General features: G+C 55.9%; 1 pseudogene. It reads left to right on the forward strand.

The features are described from left to right. A pseudogene (locus ACLI09_RS18055) lies at positions 1 to 472 on the forward strand (hypothetical protein); the annotation flags it as partial.

Below are 472 nucleotides of genomic sequence, written 5' to 3' on the forward strand. Positions count from 1 at the left end.
CCAACCGTGCTTAACACGATGGACCCTGCACAATACAGCGTAAACTATTACCAGACGGAGAACGCTGCTGAGAACGGCGGCACCCCGATAAGTACCCCTTCGGCCTACCCATCGCAGAGCGGCCCGGTATGGATAACGGTAACCAACAATGCCACGGGCTGTTTTGACGTGGTGGAACTGGCGCTGGTTGTAAACCCGCTGCCGGTAGCTAACCCTCCGCTGCCCTACAGCCTTTGCGACGAAGAAACCCTTAACGACGGCATTGAGGAATTTGACCTTACCAGCACCATCCCTTACATTACAGGGGATGCCCCTGGTGTAGCGGTAAGCTTTTACCACAGCTATGCCGATGCCGTAGCCGGCACCGGTGCGATCGCCACCCCGGCTGCCTACAGCAACGTTGCTTCACCGGCAGTAGAAGCCATCTATGTAAAAGTAGAAGACGTTGAAACCGGCTGTTACCGCATTGTGC

The organism is Flavobacterium sp. RHBU_24, assembly GCF_046613695.1.
Taxonomy (GTDB): Bacteria; Bacteroidota; Bacteroidia; order Flavobacteriales; family Flavobacteriaceae; genus Flavobacterium.